Origin of the sequence: Cryobacterium cheniae (genome assembly GCF_004403395.1) — a bacterium.
Taxonomy (GTDB): domain Bacteria; phylum Actinomycetota; class Actinomycetes; order Actinomycetales; family Microbacteriaceae; genus Cryobacterium; species Cryobacterium cheniae.
Genome location: NZ_SOGN01000026.1, coordinates 45,058 through 68,335 on the forward strand (window position 1 = coordinate 45,058; position 23,278 = coordinate 68,335).

Genomic DNA, 23,278 nt, shown 5'->3' on the forward strand with positions numbered 1-23,278 from the left:
GTGGTGCCGGGGCATGCAGTACAACTAAGAGGGTGGCAATTCGATACTGGCTCGGTGTTGCCTCACGCGAACACGTGCTGCGCGCCGTGGCGGTGGGGCTCGTGCAGGCCAGCCACGGGGCCCGGGCGGCGCTCGAACAGATGGGCGAATCCGACGGGATGGTCTACTACTCCCCGAAGACGCAGATCGACGGGCGCGTGCTGCGCGAGTTCACCGCGATCGGGCGCATCGCCCCCGGAATCGTGCACCAGGGCGAGTCCGCCGCCCCGAGTTCGTACCGTCCATGGCGCCGACGCATCGACTACGAGACGGATGCCGTGGCCGCCTCGATCCGCCCGCTCCTGACGGTTCTCGAGTTCACCCGCAGCGACCCCGACTGGGGATACCAGCTGCGCCGGGGGCTGCTCGAGATCTCCCGGCACGACTTCGAGGTGATCCGGCGCCAGATGCGCCGGGAGTAGGCTCGGCCGTTCTGCGCCCGTTCTGCGCCCGTTCTGCGCCCGTTCTGCCCGCGCGCTCGCCCGTTCTGTGCCGAGTTCGGCACTTGCGGTCGACTTCGCCCCGCAGACCAGTCGAACTCGACCGGAGGTGTCGACGTCAGTGAGGGCGGCGTCGGCGCGGGGTACCGTCCGCGCCGAGGCGCCCTGTCCCTGCGGTGATTGTGGGCGGGATCGGCGATTTTCGAGGGGGGACTGCCGGGTTCGGCGCCGGGGCGGGGCACATCCGTTCGGTACACTGACGGAATGACTGGCGAGTTCTGGTGGGTGCCTTCGGCCGTCGTTTTCGGCGGGGCGGCAGCGATCGTCGTGGTGATCGGGATGATCATGCGGCGTCGCGCCCGGGCGCGCGCCCGCGTCGACCTGGCCCTGGCCGCAGAGCGCACCCGGGCCTCCGCGATCGCCCTGGTGCGCGCGGATGACGTGATCGAGGCTGCCACCGACGAACTCGGCTTCGCGGTCGCCCAGTTCGGGGAGAACGCCACCAGCGAGTTCGCCGCCTCGCTCGACGCCTCGCGGCGACAGGTGCGCGACGCGTTCCTGCTGCAGCAGAAGCTCGACGACAGCGTGCCCGACACCGAGGGCGAGCGCCGCCGCTGGACCGAGCAGATCATCACGCTCGCCGACGAGGCCGTCAAACGCCTCGGCGCCGAGACCCGCGTCTTCGACTCCCGGCGCGGCATCGAACGGGATGCCCCGATGCTGCTCGAGAAGTTGCGCCGCCGCCTCGACCGCGTCGCCGACCGTGTCGCGGCCGGCACCGCCAGCCTCGCCCGGCTGAGCCGCACGTATGCCGCGCCCGCCCTGGCCCCGATCAGCGGCAACGTCGCCCGCGCCGAATCGGCCCTGGACGACGCCCGCCGGGCGGCGGATGCCGCGGCCGCCAGGCTCGCCCACGAAGCCACCGACCCCGTGGGCGACCAGTTGCTCGCGGCCGAGCAGGCCCTGCACCGCGCCGGCACCCTCCTCGACGCGATCGAACAGGGCGAAGACCAACTGCACGTCGGCTTCGTTTCCCTGGCCCGCGCGCTCGACGCGGCGGACGCCGAGCTGGCCGAGGTGCGCGCCCTGCGCGACACCCACGAGGAGACCGCGGCGCGCGGCGAACTGAACCGTGTCATCGCGGAAGCCGACCGGGTGGTGGGTGAGCTGCGGCATCCGTCGCGCCTGAGCGACCCGGCCGCCGACCAGGCCCGGCTGCGCACGGCGATGGACGGTCTCGACATGATCCGTTCCGAGGCCCGGAACCGCCAGCTGCGGCTCGAGAACGCCCGCGGCGCGCTGACCGGCGCGCTTCTGGCCGCGCGCAGCCAGATCACCGTGACGCGCGACTTCATCACCGCGAACCCCGGCCGGGTGGGCGCCGCGGCGCGCACCCGCCTCGCCGAGGCCGAACGACGGCTGAGCCTGGCGTCGTCCGAGGCCGACCCGGTCTCCGCCCTGGACACCGCCCGCGCAGCGATGACCCACGCCACGGATGCCGACGCGCTCGCCCGCTTCGACGCCCGGTAGCGGCACCGCTACAGATGACCATGACCGGCGCCGCACCCCAGCAGAAGTACCAGGTTCGTTTCGACGTCGGGCTGGCCGGATTCCGGGCTCTGGCCGACGCGGCCGACGTGGTCATCCTCGCCGATGCGCTGCCATCGGCCGGGTCCGCGCCCGTTCTCCCGACTGCGCTGCGGGACCACCAGGTCGTCGCCGCGAGCCTCGCCGACCGCGAGAACGTGGCGGACTGGGTGCTCGCCCGGCAGGCGGAGAAGGGGGACCGGTTCTCCGTGGCCGTGATCGCCGTGGGCGAGCGACGCCACGGCGGCGGCGCCCGGTTCGCGGTGGAGGACTTCCTGGCCGCCGGTGCCGTGATCGACGCCCTCGCGGCCCGCGGCATCGACCACTGCTCGCCGGAAGCGGCCGCGGCCGCCGCCGGGTTCGCCGGACTCCAGCAGGCCGTTCGGCACCTGGTCACCGCGTCCGAAACCGCCCAGGCCCTCGTTGCCGCGGGACGAGCCGCCGAGGTGCAGGCCGCGGTGCGTCTCGACACCCCGGCAACGCCAGCCCCGGCGACGCAGGCCCGGGCGACGGATGCCTCGACCCCCTCCCCGGGAATCCCCCGACTGCGGGAATTCGCCTTTCCGGCCTGAGGTTGCACCCGGCACGGCCCGCTGTGGCCGACCCCTCGAATCCATCACTGAAGGAGCAACTCCCATGAAGGCAGTACTCAACGGCACCGTCATCGCCGAGGCACCCCAGGCCGACCTGCTCAAAATCGAGGGCAACTGGTACTTCCCGCCGTCGAGCGTGAACTCCGAGTTCCTCGTCAAGAGCCCCACGTCGTACACCTGCTCCTGGAAGGGCGAGTGCCAATACTTCAGCGTCCAGGACGGCGAGACCCTGCTTCCGGACCGTGCCTTCAGCTACCCGACCCCGCCGGCGGCCTCCTTCGACCGTGTCGGCCAGGACTACAGCAACTACGTCGCCTTCTGGAAAGAGGTCCGGGTCACCGACTAGCTGTACGTGGTCGAGCCTGTCGAGACCAAGCTTGTCGAGACCGAGCCTGTCGACCCAGGTGATCCAGCGTTGGTCGAGCCAGACGAGCCTGTCGAGGCTGTCTAGCCTGTCGAGACCAAGAGACACCGGCAGAGTCAGACGCCCGCCGCCGCGGCGGCCTGACGCCGGGCCGCGGCGGTGATCTCCCGCCGTGTCCACCGGATCAGATGCGCCTTGTCGAATCCGCGCACGCAGAGCCCGCAGGCGAATGCCCGGGCCGGTTGCCGGTAGCGGTAATGCACGTGCCCGGCCGGGCAGGTGCCGACCCACGGCGCGAGCTCGTCGGCGATCTCGCCGTCGTGCGTGCTCTTGCCGTCGTAGCCGAGGTTCCGCGCGATCAGCTTCCACTTCGGCCCATGGCCGGCGCGCGGGCCGGCCAGGGCGTGCGCGACCTCGTGCAGCAGGATCTGGTGCACCTCGTCGTCTTCGTAGCGCGCCGCCAGGTAGCGGGACACGGTGATGCGCCGCACCGTGAAGTTGCAGAGCCCGGCTCGCTTCTTCGCGTTGTCGAATGCGAAGGTCCAGCTGGGGTCGAGGTGCAGTGTGATCAGGGCGTCGGCCCAGTGCCGCACCCGGTCGAGGTCGGCCATCAGGGCGCCACGCTCACCTGGTAGAGACGGTCGTCGCCGGGGGAAGGTGTGCCGCGGCCATCCGTATTATTGCTCACGAACCACAGTGTGCCATCGGGCCCCGACACCACATCGCGCAGCCGCCCGAAGCTGTTCACAAACCAGTCGTCGACCTCGCCTGAGGAGGGATCGATGCGCCAGAGCCGCTCGCCGCGGAGCGCCGCCATGAAGATGGTGTCGTTGACGATGGCGAGGCCGCTCGGGCTGGCCTCACTCGTGGCCCACTGCTGCGCCGGGTCGAGGTAGGCGGGGTCTCTGCCCTGCCCCAGGCCCTCGACGATCGGCCAGCCGTAGTTGCCGCCCGGGGTGATCCGGTTGAGCTCGTCCCAGGTGTTCTGCCCGAACTCGCTGGCCCAGAGCTGGCCGCTGGAATCCCAGGCGATCCCCTGCGGGTTGCGGTGGCCGTAGGAGTAGACGAGGGTGCCGAACGGGTTGTCGGCGGGCACGGCGCCGGTCGGCGTCATCCGCAGGATCTTTCCGCCGAGAGAGCCCAGATCCTGGGCAGTGTCCGGGTTCCCGGCGTCGCCGGCGGTGGCGTAGAGCAGGCCGTCGGGGCCGAAACCGAGTCGGCCGCCGTTGTGGTTCCCGGCCTTCGGGATGCCGCCCTGCACCGGTTCGGACGGGCCGAGGGTGTGGCTTCCGACCGTGCCGAGCAGCGGCATCCGCACGATCTTGTTGTCGTCGGCGGATGTGACATAGGCGTACACCCAGCCGGCTCCGCCCGGTGCGGCAGGGTCGGCCAGCGCGGCGAGGCCGAGCAGCCCGCCCTCGCCGCCCGGGCTTGCCTCCGCGACCCGGCCCGCTTCCCGCAGGCTGCCGTCGGGCAGGAGTTCGCGCACGAGCGTCGAGTCGCGTTCGCCGATCAGGGTGCCGGCGTTCGGCAGGCGCAGGATCGACCAGGGGGCCTCCAGCCCGGACGCGATGACGACCGGGTCGCCGACCGGCCGCACCGCTGGCCCGGCGGTCCCAGTCGGCGCGGATGTCCCGGGTGCAGCCGTGTCGGACGGAACCGGCCGAGCGGGGGTCGAGGTCTCCGCCGACGGCTCGGGTGCGGTCGCCGTGCACGCGCTGAGCAGCAGGAGCCCGCACAGCGCCAGCACCCCGGCCGCGCCGCTGCGCGTTCGCATTTGCCCGTTCATGCTCCACCTCCGTCGCTCCGGCACACTGACCGGTGCTGGTTCCAGCATGCCCGGATTCCATCCTCGCGGTGGGCAGCCCCTCCCGTGCATAACTCCTGCAATTTCTAGCGACCGAGCGGGTGATGCCCGGAATTCCGGGCCTGCCGCGACCACCTCGGTGCGATTTGCAGGAGTTATGCACACACCACGCGGATGTCTGGTAGCCGGCAGCAGCAGCAGCAGCAGCCACCCAGCCGGCAGGACCCAGCCAGCAGCGGCAGCGAGCCGGTGCGGCGCCGAAGCGCTACTGACGGAGGCGGGCCTGTCGGCGCTCCGCGATGAAGGACTCGACCACGGCAACCGCGACGAGCGCGCTCTCGAGCAGGGCGGGCGTGGCTCCGGCCTGCTCGCGCAGCGTCACCGAGGCCTTGAAATCGGTCAGGGCGGCGTCGAGATCGCCCTGTTCGAAGTACACCTTGCCGCGGCTCTCCCGGGCGAACGACGCCACGCTGGCCCATTCGTGCGTCTCGGACTCGAGCACGCAGTGGGTCAGTTCGGTCACCGCTTCGTCGAGCTTGCCCCGGAACTGCTGCACCTGGGCGCGACGGATGCGGCTGAAGGCGAGTTCCTCCCGCGACCCGGTGAATCGGGACTGGCGCAGTGCCGCGTTCGCCATGTCCCAGGCCTCGTCGAGCCGACCGGTCAGGCGCAGCAGCACGACCTTCTCATTGAGGGCGGAGAGGCTGCGCAGCTCGCCGAGCTCGTCGAGGCGCAGCTCAGCAGCGGATAGGTCGACTTTCTCACGCAGGGTGACGGCGTCATAGCCAGTGATGATGGGCAGGGTGTGGTCCTGAGGCGAAGGCGGCGCATGCCGCGGAGAAAACGTGGTCCCGTCCAGCGTAGCCCCGGCCGGGCGGGGTGGCCCCCGATCGGCGGCGATCCGTCGCCATCCGCCGGGATCTGCCAGCATGCGGCGCTGTGCCTGCAGCTGACTCAGGAGCTGTCTCTGCGGCTGACTCAGGAGATTCGGGCGCGGGTGCACTTCCCGCCGCGTGAAACCGGATGACCGCAGCACCGTGGCCCCGGAACTCCTTAGTCGGCCACACCCGATCCCACGGACACGCCGCCTGCGCGCCCCGTCCGCCGAGCGCCCGGCGCGCAACCCCCGCCGGCTCAGCTGCCGAGCTGGAACATCGTGCGGCCGGGCAGCGGCGAGGGGGTCGCCGTCGCATCCGTCGTCACCAGTGCGGTCGCCATGAACTGTGTGAGCTCGGCGCCCTCGACCACCTTCGACGGATGCGGCCCGCCCGCCAGTAGCCGCTGCACCCAGCTCAGGTCGAGGGGGGTGTGCGCGGCGACGAAGACGATGTTGCCGAACCGGCGCCCCTTGAGCACCTGGGTCTCCGCGAGGGCGAGCACGTGCCCGAAGACGGCGGACAGCGTCGCGGCCTGCGAACGGGCGAACGGCAGTCCGGGCCCGTCGGCGACGTTCACGACCAGCACCCCGCGCGGCGACAGCAGGGGGGCGGTCAGCTCGTAGAACTCGCGGCTGGTCACATGGGCCGGGGTGCGGGCCCCGGAGAAGATGTCCACGACGACGAGGTCCACCGCGCCGGTCAGTCCGGCCGGCAGTTTGGCCAGCACCTCGCGGGCGTCACCGTGCCGCACGCGCAGCTGCGCCCGCTTGTCCCATGGCAGCTCGCCGCGCACGAAGTCGATCAGGTCGCTTTCCAGCTCTACGACCTGCTGGCGGGAGCCCGGCCGGGTGGCCTCCACATACCGGGGGAGGGTCAGCGCGCCGGCGCCCAGGTGCACCGCCGTGATCGGCTCACGCACCTCGCCGATCAGGTCGATCACATGCCCGATCCGCTGCACGTACTCGAAGAACAGCTCGCCCGGGTCGTCCATGTTCACATTCGACTGCGGCGTGCCGTCCACGATCAGGTTGAAGCTGCCCGGGGTGAACCGGTCGGGCTCGATCACGGCGTGGTGGCCGCTCAGCTTCAAGGTGATCGACGGATGGTGCGCTGCAGGCCTGCTCATCTCTCAAGTCTGCGCCCTCTCCAGCGCCGGCCGCGCCGGACTTATACCTGAGAATTTCCGGGACGTCAAGATTCGAGTGGACATGGCGAGCCAATCGGGCCTATAGTTGAACATTGCGCTCCCAGACTAAACTCTGCCTTCATATTGCGGTCGGCTTTGCGTGCTCAAGCCACCTTGACGCATACCTCGGCCCAGAATTTCAGAACACTGGAAATTCAGAACTCGAGGGTCTGAGGAGTTCGTACTCGGTATTCCTTACTAACAGTGACTAGACCTGACGGGGTCCACGGAGGTTATTTCCTTGGCTGCTGCGCGCAACGCAACCACCAACTCACCCAAGAACGGACGTGCCGCCGGCCGTCTTTCGTTCGCGAAGATCACCGACAATCTGACTGTTCCGGATCTGCTTGCTTTGCAGACCGAGAGCTTCGACTGGCTCGTCGGTAACGACAACTGGAAACAGCGTGTCGCAGAAGGCCAGGCGGCCGGTCGACAGGACCTGCCGACTCGCACCGGGCTCGACGAGATCTTCGAAGAGATCTCACCCATCGAGGACCTCGGCGAAACGATGCAGCTGTCGTTCACCAACCCGGAGCTCGAGCCGGAGAAGTACACCATTGACGAGTGCAAGGAAAAGGGCAAGACCTACTCCGCACCGCTCTATGTGAACGCTGAGTTCATGAACCACCTCACCGGTGAGATCAAGACCCAGACCGTGTTCATGGGTGACTTCCCGCTGATGACCCCCAAGGGCACCTTCGTGATCAACGGCACCGAGCGTGTCGTCGTGTCGCAGCTGGTCCGCTCCCCGGGCGTCTACTTCGACCGCCAGCAGGAGAAGACCTCCGACAAGGACATCTACTCCGCTCGCGTCATCCCGAGCCGTGGTGCCTGGCTCGAATTCGAGATCGACAAGCGTGACCAGGTCGGCGTTCGCATCGACCGCAAGCGCAAGCAGTCCGTCACCGTCTTCCTCAAGGCCCTCGGCCTCACGAGCGAAGAGATCCTCGAAGAGTTCAAGGGCTTCGCGTCCATCGAGCTCACCCTCGAGAAGGACAACATCCTCACCAAGGAAGAAGCCCTCAAGGACATCTACCGCAAGCTGCGCCCGGGCGAGCAGGTTGCCGCCGAGGCCGCGCGGGCGCTCCTCGACAACTTCTTCTTCAACTCCAAGCGCTACGACCTGGCCAAGGTCGGTCGTTACAAGATCAACCGCAAGCTCGGCCTCGAGGCGCCGCTCAGCGACTCCGTGCTGACGCTCAAGGACATCCTGGCCACGATCAAGTACCTGGTTGCGCTGCACGACAACCAGACCACGATCGCCGGGATCCGCGACGGCAAGCCGACCGACATCCGCATCGACATCGACGACATCGACCACTTCGGTAACCGTCGCATCCGTGCCGTCGGCGAGCTCATCCAGAACCAGGTCCGCACCGGCCTGTCCCGGATGGAGCGCGTCGTTCGCGAGCGCATGACCACGCAGGACATCGAAGCGATCACCCCGCAGACCCTGATCAACGTGCGTCCCGTCGTCGCCGCGATCAAGGAGTTCTTCGGTACCTCGCAGCTGTCGCAGTTCATGGACCAGAACAACCCGCTCGCCGGACTGACGCACAAGCGTCGACTGTCCGCGCTGGGCCCGGGTGGTCTGTCCCGTGACCGTGCCGGCGTCGAGGTGCGAGACGTTCACCCCTCGCACTACGGCCGTATGTGCCCCATTGAAACCCCGGAAGGCCCGAACATCGGCCTGATCGGTTCGCTCGCCTCGTTCGCCCGGATCAACGCCTTCGGTTTCATTGAGACCCCGTACCGCCGCGTCGTCGATGGCAAGGTCATGAACGACCAGATCGACTACCTCACCGCCAGCGAAGAAGACGAGTTCATCGTCGCCCAGGCGAACGCCCCCCTCACCAAGGACTGGCGCTTCGCCGAGGCCCGTGTTCTCGCCCGCAAGAAGGGTGGAGAGGTTGACCTCTTCCCCGCGGAAGACATCGGCTACATGGATGTCTCGCCTCGCCAGATGGTGTCCGTCGCCACCTCGCTGATCCCGTTCCTCGAGCACGACGATGCGAACCGCGCCCTGATGGGTGCCAACATGCAGCGTCAGGCCGTCCCGCTCCTGATGAGCGAGAGCCCGCTCGTCGGTACCGGCATGGAGGTCTTCGCGGCCATTGACGCCGGTGACGTGCTCACCGCCGACAAGGCCGGCGTGGTGATGGAGGTTTCGGCCGACGTCGTCACCATCCAGCTCGACGAGGGCGGCACGCAGGAGTACTACCTGCGCAAGTTCGCGCGCTCCAACCAGGGCACGAGCTACAACCACCGCGTCATCGTGCAGGCCGGCGAGCGGATCGAAGTCGGCGAAGTCATCGCCGACGGTCCCGCCACCGAAAACGGAGAGCTCGCTCTCGGCAAGAACCTGCTCGTCGCGTTCATGCCGTGGGAAGGCTACAACTTCGAGGACGCGATCATCCTGAGCCAGAACCTGGTCAAGGACGACACCCTCTCCTCGATTCACATCGAGGAATACGAGGTCGACGCTCGCGACACCAAGCTGGGCAAGGAAGAGATCACTCGCGACCTGCCCAACGTGTCGCCTGACCTGCTCGCCGACCTCGACGAGCGCGGCATCATCCGGATCGGTGCCGAGGTTCGCCCCGGCGACATCCTCGTCGGCAAGGTCACGCCCAAGGGCGAGACCGAGCTGTCCGCCGAGGAACGCCTGCTGCGCGCCATCTTCAACGAGAAGAGCCGCGAAGTTCGCGACACGAGCCTGAAGGTTCCCCACGGTGAGCGCGGCACCATCATCGGTGTCAAGGTCTTCGACTCGCAGGACGGCGACGACGAGCTCGGCTCGGGCGTCAACCAGCGCGTTGCCGTCTTCATCGCCCAGAAGCGCAAGATCACCGAGGGTGACAAGCTCGCCGGCCGTCACGGCAACAAGGGTGTCATTTCGCGCATCCTGCCGATCGAGGACATGCCGTTCCTCGCCGACGGAACCCCGGTCGACATCATCCTCAACCCGCTGGGCATCCCGGGCCGGATGAACTTCGGCCAGGTCCTGGAAACCCACCTGGGCTGGATCGCCAAGCAGGGCTGGCAGGTGGAAGGCAAGCCCAAGTGGGCCGGCCGTCTGCCCGAGGCCGCGCACAGTGCCGCTCCGAACACCAAGGTCGCGACCCCGGTGTTCGACGGCGCGCTCGAGGTTGAGATCGAGGGTCTCCTCGACTCCACGACCCCGACCCGCGACGGCGACCGCCTGATCGACCACACCGGTAAGACCCAGCTGTTCGACGGCCGCTCCGGTGAGCCGTTCCCGAACCCGGTCTCCGTGGGCTACATGTACATCCTGAAGCTCCACCACCTTGTCGATGACAAGATCCACGCCCGTTCCACCGGCCCCTACTCCATGATCACGCAGCAGCCGCTGGGTGGTAAGGCGCAGTTCGGCGGACAGCGTTTCGGTGAGATGGAGGTGTGGGCGCTCGAAGCATACGGAGCCGCTTACGCCCTGCAGGAACTCCTGACCATCAAGAGCGATGACATCCTCGGCCGCGTGAAGGTCTACGAGGCCATCGTCAAGGGCGAGAACATCCAGGAGCCGGGTATCCCCGAGAGCTTCAAGGTTCTGATCAAGGAAATGCAGTCGCTGTGCCTGAACGTCGAGGTGCTGTCGAGCGACGGCACCGCCGTCAGCCTGCGCGACACGGATGACGAGGTGTTCCGCGCTGCGGAAGAACTCGGCATCAACATTTCCACCCGGTTTGAGTCGTCCTCGATCGACGACATCTAGGCCCGGCCGATGACGAACACTTCGAATACTTTCCAAGGAGAGAAATTGCTCGACGTAACCACATTTGACGAGCTTCGCATTGGCCTTGCGACCGCCGACGACATCCGTCGCTGGTCCCATGGTGAGGTCAAGAAGCCCGAAACCATCAACTACCGCACGCTCAAGCCGGAAAAAGACGGCTTGTTCGGCGAGCAGATCTTCGGCCCGTCCCGGGACTGGGAATGCTCGTGCGGCAAGTACAAGCGAGTGCGCTTCAAAGGCATCGTCTGTGAGCGCTGTGGTGTAGAGGTCACGAAGTCGTCGGTGCGCCGTGAGCGCATGGGCCACATCGAGCTCGCCGCCCCGGTCACCCACATCTGGTACTTCAAGGGTGTCCCCTCGCGTCTCGGCTACCTGCTGGACATGGCTCCGAAGGACCTCGAAAAGGTCATCTACTTCGCCGCGTACATGGTCATCACGGTGGACGAAGACGGCCGCCACCAGGACATGCCGGGCCTTGAGAACGAGCTCCGCCTCGAGATCAAGACCATCGAGGGTCAGCGCGATTCCCGCATCGCCGACCGTCTGCAGCGCCTGGAAACCGACCTCGCCGCACTGGAGGCCGAAGGCGCCAAGAGCGACCAGAAGAAGCGCACCAAGGACGCCGCCGAGAAGGAGATGAGCCAGGTCCGCAAGTCTCTCGACGAGCAGATCGCTCACCTCGAGCGCGTGTGGGAGGACTTCCGCACCCTCAAGGTCGGCGACCTCAAGCCTGAGGACTCGGTCTTCCACGAGCTGCAGGACCGCTTCGGCATGTACTTCGAGGCCTACATGGGCGCCGAAGCCATCAAGAAGCGCCTCGAGGCCTTCGACCTGGTCACCGAGAGCGAAAACCTGCACCTGCAGATCGCCGAGGGCAAGGGCCAGAAGAAGATCCGTGCGATCAAGCGCCTCCGCGTGGTCAACGCGTTCATCATCACCGGCAACTCGCCGGCCGCCATGGTGCTCGACGTCGTCCCCGTGATCCCGCCCGAACTGCGCCCGATGGTGCAGCTCGACGGTGGCCGCTTCGCGACCAGCGACCTCAACGACCTCTACCGTCGTGTGATCAACCGCAACAACCGCCTGCGTCGTCTGCTTGACCTCGGTGCCCCCGAGATCATTGTGAACAACGAGAAGCGGATGCTGCAGGAGGCCGTTGACGCGCTCTTCGACAACGGTCGTCGTGGCCGTCCCGTCACGGGTACCGGCAACCGCGCCCTCAAGTCCCTGAGCGACATGCTCAAGGGCAAGCAGGGTCGTTTCCGTCAGAACCTGCTCGGCAAGCGCGTCGACTACTCCGGCCGTTCGGTCATCGTCGTCGGCCCGCAGCTCAAGCTGCACCAGTGTGGTCTGCCCAAGCAGATGGCACTCGAGCTGTTCAAGCCGTTCGTGATCAAGCGCCTGATCGACCTGAGCCACGCTCAGAACATCAAGGCCGCCAAGCGCATGGTCGAACGTTCACGCCCGCAGGTCTGGGACGTGCTCGAGGAGATCATCCGCGAGCGCCCCGTGCTGCTGAACCGTGCGCCGACGCTTCACCGCCTCGGCATCCAGGCGTTCGAGCCTCAGCTCGTGGAGGGTAAGGCCATCCAGCTGCACCCCCTCGTCTGTGCCGCGTTCAACGCCGACTTCGACGGTGACCAGATGGCAGTCCACCTGCCGCTGTCGATGGAAGCCCAGGCCGAAGCGCGCATCCTGATGCTCGCGTCGAACAACATCCTGAAGCCGTCCGATGGTCGCCCGGTGACCCTGCCCACGCAGGACATGATCATCGGTCTGCACCACCTGACCACGCTCAAGGAAGGCGTCATCGGCGAGGGCCGCGCGTTCTCCTCGGTTGCGGAAGCGATTCTTGCTTTCGACCAGAAGTCGCTCGACCTGAACGCCAAGGTGCGCATCCGCCTCACCGACAAGTTCTTCGAAGAGGGCACGCAGCCCGACGGAGTCGAACTGGTCGATGGGCAGGCTGTCGGTGTCGTGCTGGTGACCACCACGCTCGGCCGCGCCATCTTCAACGAGGCCATGCCGGTCAACTACCCGTACTTCGAAAAGGTCGCCGACAAGGGCACCCTCTCGGCGATCGTGAACGACCTCGCCGAGCGGTACCCGAAGGTGGAAGTTGCCGCGACGCTGGACCGCGTCAAGGACGCCGGTTTCTACTGGGCTACCCGCTCCGGTGTGACCGTGGCGCTCAGCGACATCCTGACCCCGCCGAACAAGCCGCAGATCGTTGCCGGCTACGAGAAGCAGGCCGCCAAGGTTCAGTCGCAGTTCGAGAAGGGTCTCACGACCGACCTCGAGCGTCGCCAGGAGCTCATCCAGATCTGGACCAAGGCAACGGAAGACGTTGCCGCGGCCATGCAGGAGAACTTCCCGAAGGACAACACCATCAACCGCATGGTCACCTCCGGTGCCCGTGGTAACTGGCTGCAGGTGCGGAACATCGCCGGTATGCGAGGCCTGGTCAACAACCCGAAGGGTGAGATCATCCCTCGCCCGATCATCTCGAGCTACCGCGAAGGCCTGTCCGTCGCCGAGTACTTCATTGCTACTCACGGTGCTCGTAAGGGTCTGGCCGACACGGCTCTGCGTACCGCTGACTCCGGGTACCTCACGCGTCGTCTCGTGGACGTCTCGCAGGATGTCATCATCCGTGAAGACGACTGCGGCACGACCAAGGGCCTGGAACTGCCGATCGCGGAGGTCAACCCGATGGGCGACCTCGTTCGCCACCCCAACGTGGAGAACGCGGTCTACGCTCGCAGCCTGGCCGCCGCGGCGGTCAACGCCAAGGGCGAGGTTGTCGCCGACGCCGGCGACGACGTGGGCGACGTGCTCATCGACAAGCTGGTCGAGGCCGGTGTCGAGTCCATCAAGGTGCGCTCGGTGCTGACCTGTGAGTCCGCCGTCGGTGTGTGCGCGGTCTGCTACGGCCGTTCGCTGGCCACCGGGCTGCTCGTCGACATCGGTGAGGCCGTCGGTATCATCGCTGCACAGTCCATCGGTGAGCCGGGTACCCAGCTCACGATGCGTACCTTCCACACCGGTGGATCGGCATCCGCCGACGACATCACCCAGGGTCTGCCTCGCGTGCAGGAACTGTTCGAGGCCCGTACCCCCAAGGGTGCGTCGCCGATCGTCGACACCGCCGGTCGCATCACCATCGAGGACACCGACCGCAGCCGGAAGGTCATCCTGACCCCCGACAACGGCGACGAGGCGATTGCCTACCCGGTGCTCAAGCGCTCCACCCTCCTCGTCGAGGATGGCCAGCACGTCGAGCTCGGCACGCAGATCATCATCGGCGCCGTCGACCCGAAGGAAGTTCTTCGGGTCAAGGGTGTTCGCGCCGTGCAGAAGCACATCGTCGGTGGCGTGCAGGATGTCTACCGTTCGCAGGGTGTGCCGATTCACGACAAGCACATCGAGGTCATCGTTCGCCAGATGCTTCGTAAGGTCACCGTCGTCGAGCACGGCGACACCGGCCTGCTCCCCGGCGAGCTCGTTGACCGGTTGAAGTACAACGACCTCAACCGCACCGCGCTCACCGAGGGCAAGAAGACGGCTTCGGCTCGTCAGGAAGTCCTGGGTATCACCAAGGCTTCGCTGGCGACCGAGTCCTGGCTGTCGGCCGCTTCCTTCCAGGAGACCACCCGGGTTCTGACCCAGGCGGCTATGGAAGGCAAGAGCGACCCGCTGATGGGCCTCAAGGAGAACGTCATCATCGGTAAGTTGATCCCGGCCGGCACCGGTCTTGCCCGTTACCGCGACGTCACCGTCGAGGCAACGGATGAGGCCAAGGCCGAGCGTTACCCGAACCGCATCTTCACCGATGATGCAGCGTTCAACGAGGGTGACCTCAGCTTCGTCGACTTCGACAGCTTCTCGTCGGACGACTTCACCCCCGGCACCTACAACTAGTCACTAGCGATAGGTTCCACGGATGGCCCTCTGCCTCGGCAGGGGGCCATCCTCCGTTAACGCCCGCCGGTGGTCGAGCCGCACCCGGTGGTCGAGCCTGTCGAGAGCCGAGCCTCCCGCGACCCACGGTAGGCTGGTGCCCAAACATCCTGGGGGTATCGCATGGCTGCAGGTCCGGTGTCCGCTTCGGTGTTGACGCGTCGACGGATGTGGGTGCTCCTCGGCACCGTCGGCTCCCTGCTGGTCGTCGCTCTCGTCGTGTTGCTCATTGTCTGGCGCGGGGGAGCGGGCACGCCCGGGGCCGCCACGGCCGGGCGACCGCAGCCGAGTTCGTCTCCCGCCCCGCAGGCCATCACTCCGGAACCGGCGGCGACGTCCGCGCCGGGGGTGCCCCGCCCCACCCAGTGTGAGCAGCTGTACAGCCCGGCGATGGTGGCGGCTTTCGATGATTTGGTGCTGAACCCCGCCTGGGTGACCGAGGAGAACTCGGGAGTCACCCGAGGCTCTGACGACGCAGAGCTGGTCACCCTGATCGACGCCGCCGGCGAACACCTCACCTGCGTCTGGGCGAACGAGAACGGCGGGTCCGGCCTGGGACTCACCACGGAACTGGTCTGGGTCACCCCGGAGCAGCAATCCCAGGTTCAGAGCCGGCTGACCGCCGCCGGCATGAACTGCTACGAGGAACTTGACGGCATGCGCTGCCTCCTCGAGGCAACGGAGAACGGTGAGCTCGCCGGCGAGTCGCACTTCCTTCGCGACGGCATTTGGCTGGCCACCCGCTACTTCAATGCCGGACCGGACGGCTACACGCACGACATCATCGCGAACGTCTGGCGTGATGCCTGACATCGGGCGCGCAACGGTCGACGCTCGGCGGCCGAGAGGTCGGCGCAATTCGCCCACCCAGTCTGTTGACACAACGGCCGGCACCGTTACTTTTCGGGATCGAAGAAACAGCATGCGTTTGGTCGGGCAGGTCGGTGCGGCGGTAGTCGGTGCCACGGGGCTCCTCATTCTGGTCGGTTGGTATGTCGGCGTCGACGCCCTGCCGCCGGTGATCGGTTCCCTGTTGGCGATTAAGCCGACGGCGGTAGTGGGGCTCGTGCTGGTGGCGGTTGCCCTGCTCGCGTTCGACCGTCGCCGACTGCCCCTGACTTTGGGTCTGGTGGCCGCCGTGATCGGCGCCCTCACGCTGGCCGAGTACGTCTTCGGCCATTCGCTCGGCATCGATGTTCTGTTGCCCGGAATCGACTTCGGGGGACAACCCGAACGGATGGCGCCGGCCACGGCGGTGGCGCTGGTCCTGCTGGGGGCATCCGTCGTCGCAGGCCGGGCCTCTCGGTCCGCCGTGATGCTCGGCTTCGCGCTCGCGGCCTTAGGCGTCAGCCTGGTCGCGATCCTCGGCTACGCCTATGGCGTCTCCTCGCTGTATTCGCTCGGTGGCTACACGAGCATGGCCTGGCAGACGGCCCTGGCCATCGCGATCCTGGCGTCCGCGTTGCTGTGTCAGCGTCCGGATGCCGGCCTGATCGGCCTTCTTCGCAACGGGGGCAGCGCGGGGCGACTTCTCTTCCAGGTGCTTCCGTTCCTGGTTCTCGGCCCGTTCGTGCTCGGCTGGCTTCGACTGTGGGGTGAGCGCCGGGGGTGGTACGACACGGCTTTCGGGGTCGCCATCCTGATCCTCGGCATGACGGTGGGCAGCTGCGTGCTGGCCTGGGTCGCGGCTCGCCGGCTGCGCGACCTCGATCGCCAGCGTGATGCCGCCATGCACGCTCTCGCCGAGGCCAACCACACTCTCGAGGCGACCGTCGACAACCGCACCCGCCAGCTGGCGGAGACCGCCGACACGCTGCACACCCTGATCAAGATCGCACCGGTGGGAATCGTGCAACTGGATGCCACGGGCGGGCTCATTTCCGCCAACGACCAGTGGCTCGAGCTCAGCGGCCTGACGAAGAGCCAGTCGCGCCGCGACGGTTGGGCCAGCGCGCTCCATCCGGACGACGCCGAGCGTGTGCTCCGCGGTTGGGAAGCGAGCGCCGCCGCCGGCGTGCCCTACGAAACGACCCTGCGGTTCCGTACTCCGGCAGGGCAGGTCAATTGGGTGCAGGTGAGCACCGCCCCGATGCGTGATGCGAAGGGCGTCATCGGGCACCTGGCCAGCGTCACCGATGTGACCGCGCAGCGTGCGGCCGAGAACGCGGCGGCGGAGGCCGCCGCCCGGTTCGAGGCCGCCTTCGCCTCCTCGCCGCTCGGAACGGCCATCGTGTCCCTCGACGGACAAGTGGTGGCTGCCAACAAACGGCTCCTGGAGCTGGCAGGGCGAAGCAGCACACTGGTCGACACCCCCATCGACACGATCTTCATGCCGCCGGAGAACGATGGCGACGCGCTGCCGGACGGCCCGGATCTCGACGGCGCGTCCACCCGCCAGCGCTTGGACCGACGGATGCGCCACAGCGGCATCCAGGAAACCTGGGTCAAGGTCAGCATCGCCGAGATCTTCGAGGGCGACCAGGTCGGGGGACTGCTGTACCAGGTGGAGGACATCACCGCCCGCCGCCGCGCGGAGGCGCGGGTGGAACACCTGGCCTTCCACGACCCGCTGACGAACCTGCCCAACCGTCTGCTGCTGCTCGACCGTTTGAAGCAGGCGCTGCTGCAAAGCTCGCGGCAGGGTCGCGGTGTTGCGGTGCTGTTCATCGACCTCGACCGATTCAAGTTCGTCAATGACAGCCTCGGGCACCACGCCGGAGATTCCGTGCTGATCGAGGTTGCGCTCCGCCTGCGGCAGAGCGTCCGGGCCGGCGACACGGTGTCCCGGATCGGGGGCGACGAGTTCGTGGTGATCTGCCCGGATGTCGGCGGCAGCGAGGCCGTGCACCGCGTCGCCGACACGATCCAGGAGGCCATCGCGCGGCCGATCATGATCGGCGACCAGTTCGCATCCGTCGATGCCAGCATCGGGATCGCCTTCGGCCTCGGGCACGACGACGCCGAGCTGCTCCTGCGCAACGCGGACCAGGCCATGTATCAGGCGAAGGACCGCGGGCGCGCCCGCTACGAGGTCTTCGACGACGATCTCCGGTACCGCATCCATCAGCGGCTCGACAGCGAGCTGGCCCTCCGCGATGCGGTGGACCTGGGCGAGATCGAAACCTGGTACCAGCCGATCGTGGACCTGCAGAACCACCAGGTGGTGGCCACCGAGGCTCTGGCTCGCTGGCGTCGTCCCGAACGCGGGCTCGTGATGCCGGGGGACTTCATTGCCCTGGCCGAGGAAGTGGGCCTGATCAAGGGGATCGGGGCGACCGTGCTCGGTCAGGCCTGCCGGGCGGCCACGGGGCTGGAACCGGGAATGGCGGTCAGCGTCAACGTGTCCGCGCGGCAGTTCGTGCAGGATGACTTCGGTGACGTCGTCAAGCGGGCCCTCGCCGAATCGGGGTTGCCGCCGGAACAGCTCTGGCTGGAGCTGACCGAGAGCGCGGTGCTCCACGCCATCGATTCCGCGGCCAGGACGTTCCAGGAACTGCGCGCGCTCGGTGTGCGCCTGGCGATCGACGACTTCGGCACGGGGTATTCGTCCTTCACTCACCTGCGAGCGTTCACGGTCGACCTGCTCAAGATCGACCTGACGTTCATTCGCGACGTCGAGAGTTCCGACCACGATCGCGCGATCGTGGAGGGAATCCTGCGCCTGGCCGATTCCCTGAACCTGGACGTCGTCGCGGAGGGCATCGAGACGCCCTCCCAGCGGGACCTGCTGCAGGGAATGGGCTGCCGCTACGGCCAGGGCTACCTCTTCTCGAAGCCGGCCCCCAGCGCGTCCCCCGCCCTGCTCTTCGCCCCCTGACCCCGCCCGCCGGTTCCCCATCCCGGTGGTCGAGCCTGTCGAGACCCGGCGACCCGATTTCCGGTGGTTGAGCTTGTCGAGACCCGGCGACCCGATTTCCGGTGGTTGGCCTTGTCGAGACCCGGCGACCCGATCTCCGGAGGTTGAGCTTGTCGAAACCCGGCGACCCGATCTCCGAAGGATCCCCCGACGCTGGTCGAGCCCGTCGAGCCCGTCGAGCCCAGAGGCCAGACTCCCGGCCTAAAGCCCAGGTCTCTTGCTCGGCAGTGCGATCAACTTCTGCTCCGGGTCCACTTCCACCGGTGGCCGGAGCGAGTAGTCCGTTCCGTTGCGGAGGATCGTCCAGTGCTGGTTGTGCAGCAGCAGGTGGTGCGGGTGGCAGAGGAGTACTCCGTCGGCGAGGTCGGTGTTCCCGTTGTCTTTGAGCCATTCGTTACTGTGGTGGGCTTCGGTCCAGGCGGGTGATCTGTCGCAGTCGACCCAGAGGCATCCGCCGTCGCGTACGGCCATCGCGGCGCGCTGGGCCTCTGTGAAGAGGCGTTCGTCGCGGCCGACGTTGATGATCTGGCCTTCTGCGTCGAGCTGGATGCCGCGGGTGCCGGTGTCGCAGAGCAGCCGGCCGATGGTCTCCTGCGAGATCGGGACCGGGTTGCCCTCGATCTGACCGTGAGCGGCGAACTCGGCGGAATCGGCGGCATCGGCAAGGTCCGGGGCTCCCGGCTGACCCGGCTTGAGCGCCTTCTCGGTCATGATCACACGCACCGCGGGGCGGCGCCCGCCGAACACCCGGCCGGGATCGGCCTCGCCGGCGATTTTGAGTAGTTGCACGAGGGAGTCCGCGGCGATCTGTTCGGTGCTGCGCGGGTCCTCCTGCAGGCGTTTGGCCCAGGCTGCCCTTTTCGGGTCCACGAACCTCACTCCGCCGCGGCGGGGAGCGGTGATGGAGTCGAAGGTGGAGAGCACGAACTCGCCGTCTTCCGGGGCGAAGAGCCCGTTCAGGCGCACGTTGCCGTTGCTGAGCCGGTAGACCTTCAGGTAGCGGTCGTCGTGGGCCTGTTTCTCGCGGGCGGCGATGCCGGCCTCGTCGAGCCGGTCGCGCATCCGTCTCGCGCATTTGAAGACCTCGTCGGTGTTCAGAGTCGACGCCTCGGCCAACAGCGTCTCGAGTGCCGCCCCGAGCTTCTCAGCCGTGACCGCGGCATCGATCTGACCGAGTCCGGAACGGATCGACTCGGCCGCGTCGACGGAGAGGGTGCCGGTTGTCACGGCCCGGGCGATCGGTGCCTGCCAGGGCACCTTTGCGACGAATCCGGCCATGCCGGCGGCATCAATGTCGGGCGACGAGAGGGCGGCTTCGACGAGCTTCTCGGCCGCCTCGGTGTCGGCCATCATCGTGCCGACCGCGACCAGCTTGTACGCGTCGCCTTTGGACGAGCCGGTCCACTTCTGGATCAGGGCTTCGGGCGAGAGGAACCCCTGCTGCGCTGCCAGACCCGAGTGCCCGAGCTCGGGCCGGGAACGGCGGGCGATGGTCGCGGCCATCCACGCGGACCGGGTATCGAGCAGGCGCCGGGCGGCCGCGAGCTGCTTCTGACCGGCCAACACCACGGCGTCGGGCAGGGCCTCATAGTCTGCGCTGGACGAGCCCAGGCGGGCGACGGCATCCGTTGCCTGCCTGAGGTCGTCCGCGAGGGTGATCATGATATGAGAATAGCTTAAAACGCACTTGTAAGCGAGTGTTTCTCAACTTTGTGCGAAGTTGATTCGAAACTGTTTTCGCCGTCGAATTGCCGCCAGAGAGGCATCCCAGGTAGCCGATTGCCTCAATTGAGACCCCGGATATGGTGGAGGGCAGAACTTCGGAGGATGCGCCGATGAGCCCAGAGAATGCGGCCGAGAACGGGAACCGGAACCGGAACGACGATGCGCCCGGGAATGAGCCCCCAACGCCGGGCTCGCCGGCAACCCGACGGCGGTTCTGGATCGGTCTAGCCATTCTCGGAACGGCGCTGGCCATCGCACTCGTGGTGGCGCTTATCTGGCGGGGCGGCGAGGGGCTCCCGGGCGCGGGGGAGTCCACCGGATCCGGCATCGTGGCTCCCGGACCCAGTGGAACACCCGACGCGACATCGGTGCCCACCGGATCCCCCACCCAAGCGCCCACGAGAGCGCCCACCGCAGCCCCCGGGCAGACCGCGGCGCCGGGCGTGCCGCGTCCGGCCTCATGCACGCAGCTCTACAGCCCGGAAATGGTCCAGGCGCTCGGTGGCCTCGCGCTGAACCCGGCCTGGACCCAGGAATCGGACAGCGGTGTGTCCCACGGCACGGACGACGACGCACTGCGTGCCGAGATAGACACTCTCGACCACCTGACCTGCGTCTGGGCGAGCCCGTACGGCGGATCCGACGTCGGGATCGTCACCAACGTGGTCTGGGTGACGCCGGAGCAGAGTGCCGCCGTGGAGGCCAGGCTCATCGCAAACGGGCTGGAGTGCTTCGGCCAATCCGACGGCCGCCGCTGCATCATTCAAACCAACACGCTCGACGGTGCGTTCGGCGAGTCCCACTTCCTGCGGAACGGCATCTGGCTCGCCACGAAGTACACGAATGCCGGCCCCCTGGGGTACACGCAGAACATCATCGACAACCTCTGGAGCGGTGTCTAGCCGTCTCCAGGCGGGCTGAGACCCGCTTCACTCCGGCCGCATTCCACCGCCACAATCCGCGGGCCGCAACCGAGCGGATGCCGGGCAGCGTTAGGATCACTGAACAGAGGCTTTTTCAAACCACGCCCACCCTCAATGTGGGTCTGGCAAGACTCCCGGCCCCGACGATAGCGTTAGTCGTTACTCACTTACCGAGCCTGTTCGAGGGGATCGCGTGGCCAGCCTCACCGAAATCTTGATCCTGCACGGTCTGCTGCCGATCGAAGAGCTGGACCACCTCATGGCCGGCGATCCCGCCGACGAGACCGCCGTGCGCGCCCTCGTTGCCAAGGGTGTCATCACCGAGGTGCAGTTCGCCAAGGCTCGGGCCCAGCAGGCCAACCTGCCCTTCGTCGAGCTGATCGATTACCCCGTCGATCGCCTGGCCGTCGCGCTCGTGCCGGTGGCCGTCTGCAAACGCCACGAAGTGCTCCCGATCGCCATCGACAATGGGCGCCTGATCCTGGCCATGGTCGACCCCGGCAACGTCTTCGCCGTCGACGACGTGCGCGAAGCATCACGGATGCGCGTCACCCAGGTCGTCGCCGAGCGCGCCGACCTGCTCGCCGCCATCACCCGCTACCATCGCGCCGACGACGAGCTCAGCAATCTCACCTCCACGATGGAGGAGGAGAACGCCCCGGTCGACACGTCCGCATTCGGCGCAACAGACTCCGGCGACGATGACGCTCCCATCGTGCGGTTCGTGAACCTCCTCGTCAGCCAGGCCATCCAGGACAAGGCCTCCGATATTCACATCGAGCCCGCGGAAACTGACATGCGGGTGCGCTACCGCATCGACGGTGTTCTGCACGAGATGCAGACGGCGCCCAAGAGCATCCAAAGCGGCGTGATCTCACGACTCAAGATCATGAGTGACATCGACATCGCCGAACGGCGGAAGCCTCAGGACGGACGAATGTCGGTCAGCCACGGTGGTCGCAAGATCGACCTCCGGGTGGCAACTCTCCCCACGGTGTGGGGCGAGAAGATCGTCATGCGAATCCTGGACAACTCGAACACCAGCCTCGACGTGCGTGATCTCGCACTGCTGGAACATAACTTCCAGGCGTACAAAACTTCGTACAGCAAGCCTTACGGCATGATCCTCGTAACCGGGCCGACCGGTTCCGGCAAGTCGACGACCTTGTATACGACGCTCGGCGCGGTAGCCCGGCCCGAGATCAACGTGATCACCGTCGAAGACCCGGTGGAATACCGGATGAAAGGCATCAACCAGGTCCAGGTGAATCCCAAAGCGGGCCTCACCTTCGCGAGCGCGCTCCGCTCCATTCTGCGCAGCGACCCGGATGTCGTCCTGCTGGGTGAGATCCGCGACCACGAGACCGCGCAAATCGCCATCGAGGCCTCGTTGACGGGCCACCTCGTGCTCTCCACTTTGCACACCAACGATGCGCCCAGCGCCATCACGCGCCTCACCGAGATGGAAATCGAACCGTTCCTGGTCGGCTCTGCCCTCGACAGCGTGGTCGCCCAGCGCCTTGCGCGGCGGCTCTGTCCGCGCTGCAAACAGCCGGCCGTGCTTGACCGCGAGTACGTTGAACGGTTGCGTTTCTCGCTTGACCCTGACCTCCCGCTGCCAACGATTTACCAGCCCGTTGGTTGCACGAACTGTTCCAACACCGGCTACCGAGGTCGCATCGCCGTTCATGAGGTGATGACCGTGACCGAGGAGATTGAGCGCCTTGCCGTGACGCGCGCTTCGAGCGCAGAAATCGGCCGGATGGCTCGCGAGCAGGGAATGATTTCCCTCCGTGAGGACGGTTGGGCGAAGGCCAAGCTCGGGCTGACTTCGATTGATGAAATTTTGCGAGTGGTTGCCTAGTGGCACCCGAGGAGAGGGACGGCTTCATGGATGAGCCCATTTATGTGATTCCAGTGACGCCGCCTGAGGAGAGCGTCGATTGGGCACGACCGACGCACAGGCTGCCTCTCACAGAGGATGCCGCCACTCCGGTCTACTCGCTGGACGGCTCCGTACCACCTTCGGTCGATACTGCAACCACCAAGGTGTACTCACTCGATGAATACACGTCACCCGGGCGTCGCGCTGCTGCACCACAGCCCATCGCCCCACAGGTTGCCCGGGCCGAATCTCGACTCACCCCCGAGCAGCGCGCCGCA

Annotated in this window: 15 protein-coding genes; 10 read left to right on the plus strand and 5 right to left on the minus strand. The window is 67.0% G+C overall.

Features of this window, described 5'->3' with window-relative positions; translation table 11 throughout:
* Window positions 1-32: 32 nt before the first annotated feature.
* The 4 genes from E3T23_RS04590 (at window position 33) to E3T23_RS04605 (ending at window position 3,005) form a co-directional block, all read left to right on the plus strand.
* On the plus strand, window positions 33-461 hold the full coding sequence (locus E3T23_RS04590; RefSeq protein WP_241977598.1) for an EVE domain-containing protein: 429 nt from the start codon (window positions 33-35) through the stop codon (window positions 459-461).
* A 282-nt stretch (window positions 462-743) separates the two neighbouring features.
* Window positions 744-2,009: a hypothetical protein gene (locus tag E3T23_RS04595; RefSeq protein WP_134369233.1), complete on the plus strand. Its 1,266-nt coding sequence runs from the start codon at window positions 744-746 to the stop codon at window positions 2,007-2,009.
* A 20-nt stretch (window positions 2,010-2,029) separates the two neighbouring features.
* Window positions 2,030-2,638: a 2-phosphosulfolactate phosphatase gene (locus E3T23_RS04600; RefSeq protein WP_166806203.1), complete on the plus strand. Its 609-nt coding sequence runs from the start codon at window positions 2,030-2,032 to the stop codon at window positions 2,636-2,638.
* Window positions 2,639-2,702: 64 nt separating this feature from the next.
* Window positions 2,703-3,005 (plus strand): DUF427 domain-containing protein, encoded by a 303-nt coding sequence (locus E3T23_RS04605; protein WP_134369235.1) that lies wholly within the window; start codon window positions 2,703-2,705, stop codon window positions 3,003-3,005.
* 134 nt (window positions 3,006-3,139) lie between these two features.
* On the opposite strand, the gene E3T23_RS04610 is transcribed toward E3T23_RS04605, so the two are convergent.
* The 4 genes from E3T23_RS04610 to E3T23_RS04625 all read right to left on the minus strand — a co-directional run bounded on the left by E3T23_RS04610 (window position 3,140) and on the right by E3T23_RS04625 (window position 6,834).
* The gene (locus E3T23_RS04610; protein WP_134369236.1) at window positions 3,140-3,634 is read right to left on the minus strand and encodes a SprT-like domain-containing protein; all 495 of its coding nucleotides are present in this window, start codon (window positions 3,632-3,634) and stop codon (window positions 3,140-3,142) included.
* Entirely contained in the window at window positions 3,634-4,800 is a 1,167-nt protein-coding gene (locus E3T23_RS04615) for a PQQ-dependent sugar dehydrogenase (RefSeq protein WP_134369237.1), read from the minus strand. Before E3T23_RS04615 ends, E3T23_RS04610 begins: the two co-directional genes overlap by 1 nt.
* 295 nt (window positions 4,801-5,095) lie before the next feature.
* Window positions 5,096-5,761 carry a tetratricopeptide repeat protein gene (locus E3T23_RS04620; protein WP_241977599.1) on the minus strand — a complete coding sequence of 222 codons (666 nt, stop codon included), beginning with the start codon at window positions 5,759-5,761 and terminating at the stop codon, window positions 5,096-5,098.
* A 203-nt stretch (window positions 5,762-5,964) separates the two neighbouring features.
* Entirely contained in the window at window positions 5,965-6,834 is an 870-nt protein-coding gene (locus E3T23_RS04625) for a spermidine synthase (protein ID WP_134369238.1), read from the minus strand.
* Between the two features lie 301 nt (window positions 6,835-7,135).
* On the opposite strand from E3T23_RS04625, the gene rpoB reads away from it, so the two are divergent.
* The 4 genes from rpoB (at window position 7,136) to E3T23_RS04645 (ending at window position 18,428) form a co-directional block, all read left to right on the plus strand.
* The gene (rpoB, locus tag E3T23_RS04630; RefSeq protein WP_134369239.1) at window positions 7,136-10,630 is read left to right on the plus strand and encodes a DNA-directed RNA polymerase subunit beta; all 3,495 of its coding nucleotides are present in this window, start codon (window positions 7,136-7,138) and stop codon (window positions 10,628-10,630) included.
* A gap of 45 nt (window positions 10,631-10,675) precedes the next feature.
* Entirely contained in the window at window positions 10,676-14,572 is a 3,897-nt protein-coding gene (locus E3T23_RS04635; protein WP_134369240.1) for a DNA-directed RNA polymerase subunit beta', read from the plus strand.
* 162 nt (window positions 14,573-14,734) lie between these two features.
* Window positions 14,735-15,421, plus strand: coding sequence for a hypothetical protein (locus E3T23_RS04640; RefSeq protein WP_134369241.1), 687 nt, complete (start codon window positions 14,735-14,737; stop codon window positions 15,419-15,421).
* Window positions 15,422-15,533: 112 nt separating this feature from the next.
* Window positions 15,534-18,428 (plus strand): sensor domain-containing protein, encoded by a 2,895-nt coding sequence (locus E3T23_RS04645; RefSeq protein ID WP_166806204.1) that lies wholly within the window; start codon window positions 15,534-15,536, stop codon window positions 18,426-18,428.
* 240 nt (window positions 18,429-18,668) lie between these two features.
* Here the strand turns inward: E3T23_RS04645 and E3T23_RS04650 are convergent, their stop codons facing one another.
* Window positions 18,669-20,129: a DUF222 domain-containing protein gene (locus tag E3T23_RS04650; protein WP_134369243.1), complete on the minus strand. Its 1,461-nt coding sequence runs from the start codon at window positions 20,127-20,129 to the stop codon at window positions 18,669-18,671.
* Window positions 20,130-20,302: 173 nt separating this feature from the next.
* Here E3T23_RS04650 and E3T23_RS04655 point away from each other — a divergent pair, with 173 nt between their 5' ends.
* Together E3T23_RS04655 and E3T23_RS04660 are read left to right on the plus strand one after the other, a co-directional pair.
* Window positions 20,303-21,094 carry a hypothetical protein gene (locus tag E3T23_RS04655; RefSeq protein ID WP_134369244.1) on the plus strand — a complete coding sequence of 264 codons (792 nt, stop codon included), beginning with the start codon at window positions 20,303-20,305 and terminating at the stop codon, window positions 21,092-21,094.
* Window positions 21,095-21,308: 214 nt separating this feature from the next.
* Window positions 21,309-22,979, plus strand: coding sequence for a GspE/PulE family protein (locus tag E3T23_RS04660; protein ID WP_134369245.1), 1,671 nt, complete (start codon window positions 21,309-21,311; stop codon window positions 22,977-22,979).
* Window positions 22,980-23,278: the final 299 nt, after the last annotated feature.